This is a genomic window from Micromonospora sp. NPDC006766 (genome assembly GCF_040636055.1).
GTDB lineage: Bacteria > Actinomycetota > Actinomycetes > Mycobacteriales > Micromonosporaceae > Micromonospora.
In genome coordinates this window covers 43,957-51,342 of the sequence record NZ_JBEYIX010000038.1, presented here as the reverse complement: position 1 = coordinate 51,342, position 7,386 = coordinate 43,957, and the positions used below count along the sequence as shown (strand labels likewise).

The 7,386-nt window shown below is 70.0% G+C and carries 7 protein-coding genes, 1 tRNA gene and 1 pseudogene; 6 read left to right on the top strand and 3 right to left on the bottom strand.

Annotation, left to right across the window (positions count from 1 at the left end):
• The first annotated feature begins 165 nt into the window (after nucleotides 1–165).
• From ABZ671_RS24465 to ABZ671_RS24450, 4 genes and pseudogenes are all read left to right on the top strand, one after another.
• Nucleotides 166–483 carry a hypothetical protein gene (locus tag ABZ671_RS24465; protein ID WP_357862165.1) on the top strand — a complete coding sequence of 106 codons (318 nt, stop codon included), beginning with the start codon at nucleotides 166–168 and terminating at the stop codon, nucleotides 481–483.
• 534 nt (nucleotides 484–1,017) lie between these two features.
• On the top strand, nucleotides 1,018–2,586 hold the full coding sequence (locus ABZ671_RS24460; protein ID WP_357862163.1) for a replication initiator: 1,569 nt from the start codon (nucleotides 1,018–1,020) through the stop codon (nucleotides 2,584–2,586).
• Nucleotides 2,583–2,780 (top strand): excisionase family DNA-binding protein, encoded by a 198-nt coding sequence (locus ABZ671_RS24455; RefSeq protein WP_357862160.1) that lies wholly within the window; start codon nucleotides 2,583–2,585, stop codon nucleotides 2,778–2,780. Before ABZ671_RS24460 ends, ABZ671_RS24455 begins: the two co-directional genes overlap by 4 nt.
• Nucleotides 2,780–3,999, top strand: a pseudogene (locus tag ABZ671_RS24450) (site-specific integrase). Before ABZ671_RS24455 ends, ABZ671_RS24450 begins: the two are co-directional and overlap by 1 nt.
• Before the next feature lie 77 nt (nucleotides 4,000–4,076).
• Here the strand turns inward: ABZ671_RS24450 and ABZ671_RS24445 are convergent.
• Nucleotides 4,077–4,148 (bottom strand) — tRNA-Val (locus ABZ671_RS24445).
• A gap of 51 nt (nucleotides 4,149–4,199) precedes the next feature.
• Nucleotides 4,200–4,667, bottom strand: coding sequence for a TIGR02611 family protein (locus ABZ671_RS24440; RefSeq protein WP_357862158.1), 468 nt, complete (start codon nucleotides 4,665–4,667; stop codon nucleotides 4,200–4,202).
• Between the two features lie 369 nt (nucleotides 4,668–5,036).
• On the opposite strand from ABZ671_RS24440, the gene ABZ671_RS24435 reads away from it, so the two are divergent.
• Complete coding sequence (locus ABZ671_RS24435) at nucleotides 5,037–5,468, top strand: SsgA family sporulation/cell division regulator (protein WP_007457244.1); 432 nt, start codon at nucleotides 5,037–5,039, stop codon at nucleotides 5,466–5,468.
• Between the two features lie 74 nt (nucleotides 5,469–5,542).
• Here the strand turns inward: ABZ671_RS24435 and ABZ671_RS24430 are convergent, their stop codons facing one another.
• On the bottom strand, nucleotides 5,543–6,319 hold the full coding sequence (locus ABZ671_RS24430; RefSeq protein ID WP_357862156.1) for an SDR family oxidoreductase: 777 nt from the start codon (nucleotides 6,317–6,319) through the stop codon (nucleotides 5,543–5,545).
• A 160-nt stretch (nucleotides 6,320–6,479) separates the two neighbouring features.
• Between ABZ671_RS24430 and ABZ671_RS24425 the strand changes: the two genes are divergently transcribed.
• Nucleotides 6,480–7,382: an AraC family transcriptional regulator gene (locus ABZ671_RS24425; RefSeq protein WP_357862153.1), complete on the top strand. Its 903-nt coding sequence runs from the start codon at nucleotides 6,480–6,482 to the stop codon at nucleotides 7,380–7,382.
• Nucleotides 7,383–7,386: the final 4 nt, after the last annotated feature.

Sequence of the window (7,386 nt, the reverse complement as noted above, 5' to 3'; positions counted from 1 at the left end):
GTTCTCCCACTCGATAGACGTAAGGAAAGTTCTCCCACTCGATAGACGTAAGGAAAGTTCTCCCACTCGATAGACGTAAGGAAAGTTCTCCCACTCGATAGACGTAAGGAAAGTTCTCCCACTCGGCCGGCAGCCGGCCGGGCCTCTCCCTGGAAGGATGACGGCATGGACCGCTTCGAGGGCCGCTGCTGGCTGGACTGGTGGGCGAACTCATCCACCCTGCTCGGCAGCGTCGAGGTGGCCGTCGTGATTACCGTCGCTGGCGCCGGTTGGGAGGGGGGAGGTCGCCTGGTCAGCGAGAGCGACGAGGACCGCGAGGCGTTTGCATTCCTGTGCGAACTCGACCCCGTCTTCACGCTGCGATTCGAAGACGAGAGCGCTGTCGTCGTCACCGTGCATCCCACCGACGGGCATCGCCGCTTCAGCCTCACCGAGTACACCGGTCCAGCTCAGCGATCGGTCGACAATCGCATCGCTCTGTAGGCAGCGCCGCACCTGTTTCGGTCGACGGAGTTTCGCGCCGGGTTGACGTGTCGGCACCCGGTGCTACTCTGGCGCGCGTCGAGCACGCCAGCGCGGCCTTCCTGCCGGACCACTGGACTCGATGCCGGAGATGCCGAGCGGCCTTCCTGCCGCTGATGCGGGCCACGTCCCGCCGGCTCTCGACCGCACCGGCCGCTGTGCCGGTTCCCCGAATCCGCTGAGCGGCCCAGCACGGCCTTCCCTGCCGTCCACGATGGCCCGGATTCGCACACCTCCACGGGTGGGGGCAGCCTGCGGCAACCCGCCGAATGCCGACATCCCAGGCCCCTCACCCGTGCCGGCCCCACTCATCGGCTCGACGAGCGCGAAAGGACATGACCCATCGGCGGGAAGTGGCACGACCACGACTCCGCCCTCCGGCGTCAGCCGCCCTCTCGGCGGTGCCAGGAGACACGACGAACACCACCAGCGGACCACCGTCCACGGCTGGTGGTGCGTCGTCTCCCGTCCCTGCCACCCCCTGAGGAGAGAGCCATGTCCACCCCGCTCACCCTGCACCGTCCCGGCCTCGCCGACGGCCGTGACGCCCAAGCCCTGCACCGCGCCGCCACCCCGCAGTTCTCCGGCTGGCTGGAACACACCCGACCCGCCGGCGGCTGCTCCCGTCCAATCCGCCTCACCGGCACCATCGCCGCCGTCGACCGCGACACCGGCAGGGTCCTGAACGAGCAGCACACCGACGAGCTGCCCGACCGGACGCTCTACAAGGCGTGCGGCAACCGCCGCGAATCCCAGTGCCCCGACTGCTCCTGGGTCTACCAGGGCGACGCCTACCAGGTCGTCCGCTGCGGCCTGACCGGCGGCAAGGGCGTCCCCGCTTCGGCCGGCCGACACCCGGTCGTCTTCGCCACCTTCACCGCACCCTCGTTCGGCACGGTCCACCACCGCCACGTCCCCCGCCACACCTGCGCCAGCCGGCAGCGCTGCGACTGCCGACCGGCTCCCTGCCGCGCCCGGAGCACCGCCGGCACCTGCCAGCACGGGCAGCCCGCGGTGTGCTTCGCCCGCCACGACACCAACGATCCACGGCTTGGGCAGCCGTTGTGCCTGGACTGCTACGACCACGACCACCAGGTCGTGTGGAACGGGTTCTCCGGCGAGCTGTGGCGGCGCACCAAGCAGGCCATCGAACGCCACCTCGCCGCCATCTGCCGGCGACGCGGCATCCCCTTCGTCCGGGTCGTCACCGCCTCGGGCAAGGTCCGCTGGGTGCCGCCAGTGCGGGTGTCGCACGGCAAGGTCGCCGAGATGCAGCGCCGCGCGGCCGTGCACTTCCACTGCCTGCTGCGCCTCGACGGCGTCGACCCCGACGACCTGGACGCTCTCGTGCCGCCGCCGGACGGCATCACCGTCGACGACCTGGAGGAAGCCGTTCACGCCGCCGCCTCGAAGATCACCCTCACCACACCTCCGCACCCCGACCGGCCGCAAGGCTGGCTGGTCGCCTGGGGCAAGCAGGTCGACGTGCGACGCATCAACAGCGCAGGCGGCGAGCTGACGGACGGCAAGGTTGCCGCCTACCTCGCCAAGTACGCCACCAAGGCCACCGAAGCCACCGGCCACTGCTCCATCCGGCTCACCCCCGCCACGATCGGCGACTACGCCGACCCCGAAGGCGACCACCTCGCCCGCCTCATCGACGCCTGCTGGCACCTCGGACGGCCCACCGGCACCGACACCGCCAGCGGCGCCGCAACGGCCGGCGACCGTCAAGACAGCCTTGACACCAAACCGAACGCCTACGCCGGGCTGCGCCGCTGGGCGCACATGCTCGGCTTCGGCGGCCACTTCCTCACCAAGGCCCGCCGCTACTCCGTCACCTTCGGCCAACTCCGCGACACCCGCGCCACCTACCGACGCACCGAAGACGACGACACGGCCGACACCGTGACCATCGGCGTTCTCACCTACGTCGGCTCCGGGTGGCTCACCGACGGCGACGCACTCCTGGCCAACACCGCCGCCGCCCAACGCCGCCAGGCCACACGCATCGGCCGGGAAGAACTCGCCCACGAAGCCTGGCTCGTCGGAGCCGCCGCATGAGCCATGACCTCCGCCCGCGCTGGTACTCCCCCGCCGAGGTCGCCGTCCTGCTCGGCTTCGGCATCTCCAAGGTCAAGATGAAGATCGCCACCGGTGAGCTGCGCTCCATCAAGGACGGCAAGTACCGACGTGTCCTCCCCGAGTGGGTCGACGACTACATCCGCGAACAGGTCGAACGACAGGAGGCCGCCTGATGCCCGGACGCACGCGAGCCAACGGCGAAGGTTCCATCTTCCCGTACCGCAACGGATTCGCCGCCTACGTCTGGGTCACCAAGCCCGACGGCAAGCGCACCCGCAAGTACGTCTACGGAAAGACGCGCGAGGCCGTCCACGACAAGTGGATCAAACTGCACCAGCAGGCGAAGCAAGGTCCGGTGGCGACCAGCGTCCCCACGGTCGGCAGCTTCCTCACCTACTGGCTCACCGAGATCATCCAGCCGAACCGGGCACCCCTGACCTACGCCACCTACGAAACGTTCGTCCGCCGCTACATCGCCCCCGGCCTCGGGGCCAAGCGGCTCGACCGGCTCCAGTCGCGGGACGTGCAGACCTGGATCAACCAGGTGGCCCGCACCTGCCAGTGCTGCGCCCAGGGCAAGGACGCCGCACGTCGCAAGGAGAAGCGCCGCTGCTGCGCGGTCGGCCGCTGCTGCCAGGCGGTCCCGTCGACCCGGACGCTCAGCGACATCCGGGCCGCGCTGCGGGCTGCCCTCACCCACGCCAAGGCCAAAGACCTCATCACCAAAAACCCGGCCGTGCCGGTCACCCTCGCCACCGTCCGCCGCCGTCGGGGCAAGTCATGGTCGAGCGACGAGGCGCGAAAGTTCCTCGAATCTGCCCGCGCCGACGAGAACCCCCTCTACGCCGCCTACGCCCTGGTCCTCGTCGTCGGTCTACGCAGGGCGAAACCCTCGGCCTCACCTGGGAGGACGTCGACCTCGACGCCGGAGAGCTGACCATCGGCCGCCAACTGCAACGCGTACGCGGGCAGCTCCTGCGCCGCGACACCAAGACCCAGGCGTCCGACGCCACCATTCCCCTGCCCGACATCTGCCTGACCGCGCTTAAGCTGCGAGGCGAACAACGCGACGAGGCACGAGCAGCCGCCGGCAACGCGTGGCACAAGACCGACCTCGTATTCACCACCCGCTATGGCACACCGATCGAGCCGCGCAACTTCCAGCGCTCCTGGCAAACCCGGTGCGAGAAGGCCAAGGTCACGCCGATCACCGTCCACGACGCGCGCCGTACCTGCGCCACCCTCCTAGCCGACCTCGACGTTCATCCAAGAGTCGCCATGCAGATCCTCCGGCACGCCCGCTTCTCCGTGACCATGGAGATCTACACACAGGTATCGACGAAGGCGACCAGAGATGCCCTCAAACGCCTCGGCGAATCCCTGGCGCAATGACCGGGCTGCTGTACAAAGCTGCTGTACGGAAGCAGAAAGGCCACCTCCCGAAACCGGGAAGTGGCCTTTGACCTGCGTGGGCGATACTGGGATCGAACCAGTGACCTCTTCGGTGTGAACGAAGCGCTCTCCCGCTGAGCTAATCGCCCTCAGCGACGATGACTCTACCTGATCGAGAAGCCAGACCAAAAACCCGGGGGTCAGTGCGTCGCGAGGTGGTTCAGCACCCAGGCCACCACGTCGATTCCGAGGCTGTACTTGAGCGACAGCCACAGCACCACGGCCAGGAACGCCAGCCCGATCGCGCCCAGCAGGAGGCGTACCGGCAGTGGCTGCCGGATCACCCAGCGCGTCCAGGCCTGGACGTGTCGTCGGGTGAAGGTGAGCAGCCGGCGGGCCCAGTGGAACTCGACGGCCCAGATGCCGAGCCCGCCGAGCACGATCAGCCAGCCGGGGCCGGGCAGCGGGATGAGTGCGATACCGACGGTGACCACGATGGCGCCGGTGATGGCAATGAAGATCTTGAGAGTGATCCGGCCGGTGGGGTTGGCGCGGATCAGGTCGAGGGCGGTGTGCGCCCGGGCCCGCCACCGGCCGGGGCGTAGGTCGACGGGGCCTCCAGGGGTGTCTCGGCGACCGTCGCCGGCACCCTGGCCGTCCTGATCCACCGGCACCTCGCCCCCCGCCTTTCGGCTGCTCAGGCCGCTCCTTTCGGTGGGTCGGCCGCGGCCCCCGGTTCCACTGAGGAACCCGTGGTGACCATTTCCACCCCAGTGTCGCCCCGGCCCGTCACCCTCGCTGACGACTGGGCGTTACCGGAGTAGGTCGACGACTGAACCACCCGTTGCCGGGCGGGATCACGGAACAGGGCAAAGCAGGAAATCCTACAAGAATTTTCACGTTCTCGGAGGCGTTTCCAACCCCCTTCCCACCACTGGGTGAAGTCAGCGTATGGCGGAGCGTAGCCACGAGTAGCGGCTGAGTATGGGAAAAGCGGGACACGCGCGTTCCGCAGCGGTGCCGGGGGGAGAACGTCCATGAGTGTCATCCGACCGACGACCGTAGAGGTCGAGACGTCGCTAAGGCTCGTCGCGCCTGACGCCACCGCCTTGCCGGTGCGTGCCAGCCTGCGTTACGACCCTGCTGACCCGTATGCGGTCCATGTCCTGTTCCACGCCGAGTCTGCCGGCGGGGAGGCGGTGAGCTGGTCGTTCGCGCGCGAACTGCTGGTCACCGGGCTCGACGAGCCGGCCGGCATCGGCGACGTACGGGTCTGGCCGTGGGCCACGCCGCGTGGCGACTTCGTCGCGCTCGCGCTGTCGTCCCCGGACGGCAACGCCCTCTTCGAGGTTCCACGCAGCGTCCTCGTGCGCTTCCTGCGCCGAACCTACGTCGTCGTCCCGCGCGGCCGTGAGGCCGAGCACCTGGACGTCGACACGGCGGTCAACCGACTGCTCGCGGGCCGCTGACGACGCACACCGGGCCGCGCGGATCTGCCGAGTCCGCGCGGCTCCGGCTACCCATCATCGGGTACGCCCCGAAGTCAGCCGTGCGTGGTGATGCCCCCGTCGACCGGGATCACCGCTCCGGTCAGGTACGCGCCGGCCCGCGACGACAGGTAGATCGCGGTGCCCGCCATGTCTTCGGGGCGGCCGATGCGCCCGAGCGGCACCTGCTGCTCGATCGCGGCCCGGGAGGTCGGGTCGTCCAGGGCGAAGGCCATCATCCTGCTCTCGAACGGCCCGGGCGCGATCGCGTTGACCGTGATCCGCTCGCCGGCGAGCTGGTGGGCCAGGCTGCGGGTGAGCATGTGCACGGCCGCCTTGGTCGCCGAGTAGGCGTACACCTCCATCCACGGCACGCGGAGGCCGTCGACCGACCCGATGTTGATCACGCGGGCCGGGTCGTCGGCGGTGGCGGCCGCGCGCAGCGCCGGCAGCAGCGCCGTGGTGAGCCGGAAGACGGCCTTGACGTTGACCGCCCAGAGCTTGTCGAAGGCGCTCTCCGGATACTCCTCCAGCGGGGCGCCCCAGGTGGCGCCGGCGTTGTTGACCAGCACGTCGAGCCGGTCGGTGCGTTCCCGGACGGCCGCGGCCAGCCCCAGCGCGCCCTCGTCGCCGCTGAGGTCAGCGGGGATCGCCTCGCACTGCCCCACGGCGGAGAGTTCCTTGGCCACCGTCTCGCAGACGTCGGCCTTGCGCGAAGAGATGATGACCTTCGCGCCGGCCTGCACGAAGCCCCGGGCGATCATCAGCCCGATTCCCCGGGAGCCGCCGGTGACCAGGACCGTCTTGCCTTCGACCGAGAACAGATCTCTCATACCCATCCCATCGCGAGTCGGCGGGGCCGGGGCCGGTCCGCCGACCCGGGCGCTACCGATCGGTAACCTAACCGGCCCGGGTTCCCGGCGACAAGACCCGCCACGACCTGTCGGAACCGTCGAAGTGCAACCTGCGCCACCGCCGGTTACCGTCGGAACGATGGTCACCACCGGTCGACTTTCCCCGGCCATTCGCACCGACCTGCTCACCTTCGGGTACGACGCCGACGACATCGTCACCGGCGCGCTCGGTGACCTCGCGCCCCAGCCCGGCTGGCCGCGCCCGATCCTGCTCGACGCCGAACTGCTGATCCTGGTCACCGACGGTCACGGCAGCGCCGAGCTGGATTTCCGTGCGCTGCCCTGCCGGCCCGGCACGCTGCTGCGGGCCCGCGCCGGCCAGGTGCTGCGCTGCGTCGGCTCGCGACTCGACGCGACGGTGGTGCGCTGGGGCATCGGGACGCTGCGCGGCCTCGACGTGGACCCGGACGCGGTGCCGGCCTACCGGCAGCTCGCCGGGGAAGACGAGGACGCGGTGATCAGCGAGGTGAGCCAGCTGACCGTGGACGCGGACCGGCACGCGGGGGTGCGGGCGGCCAGGGGTCTGCTGCGCCATCAGCTCGCCGTGCTCCTGCTGCGGCTGGCCCTGCTCCCCGGCGCTCCGCAGTTGACGCCGAGACCGGAGACGGCAGCCTTCCAGCGCCTGCGCCGGGAGGTGGAGCGCTGTTATCAACACAGCCGGCGGGTGGCGGACTACGCCGCCCGGCTCGGCTGCTCGGCGCGTACGCTGACCCGCGCCTGCCTGGCCATCACCGGGCGGAGCGCGAAGCAGGTGATCGACGACCGGGTGGCGTTGCAGGCCTGCCGGCTGCTCGCCGCGACCGACGAGCCGGTCGCCGGGATCGGCCGGCGGCTCGGTTTTCCCGAGCCGACCAACTTCGGCCGCTTCTTCACCCGCGAGGTCGGGATGAGCCCCGGCGTGTTCCGGGCCGCCCGGGAGCAGCCGCTGCCGATCCGCGTGGTGCGGCCTAGACGGCTGACCGCCCGCCCCGACGCCGGCTGACTCC

Bases quoted from the DNA above. Each gene is read 5' to 3' on its own strand.
- ABZ671_RS24460 (WP_357862163.1), top strand. From the start codon at position 1,018: ATGTCCACCCCGCTCACCCTGCACCGTCCCGGCCTCGCCGACGGCCGT.
- ABZ671_RS24425 (WP_357862153.1), top strand. From the start codon at position 6,480: ATGGTCACCACCGGTCGACTTTCCCCGGCCATTCGCACCGACCTGCTC.
- ABZ671_RS24435 (WP_007457244.1), top strand. From the start codon at position 5,037: ATGAGTGTCATCCGACCGACGACCGTAGAGGTCGAGACGTCGCTAAGG.
- ABZ671_RS24465 (WP_357862165.1), top strand. From the start codon at position 166: ATGGACCGCTTCGAGGGCCGCTGCTGGCTGGACTGGTGGGCGAACTCA.
- ABZ671_RS24430 (WP_357862156.1), bottom strand. From the start codon at position 6,319: ATGAGAGATCTGTTCTCGGTCGAAGGCAAGACGGTCCTGGTCACCGGC.
- ABZ671_RS24455 (WP_357862160.1), top strand. From the start codon at position 2,583: ATGAGCCATGACCTCCGCCCGCGCTGGTACTCCCCCGCCGAGGTCGCC.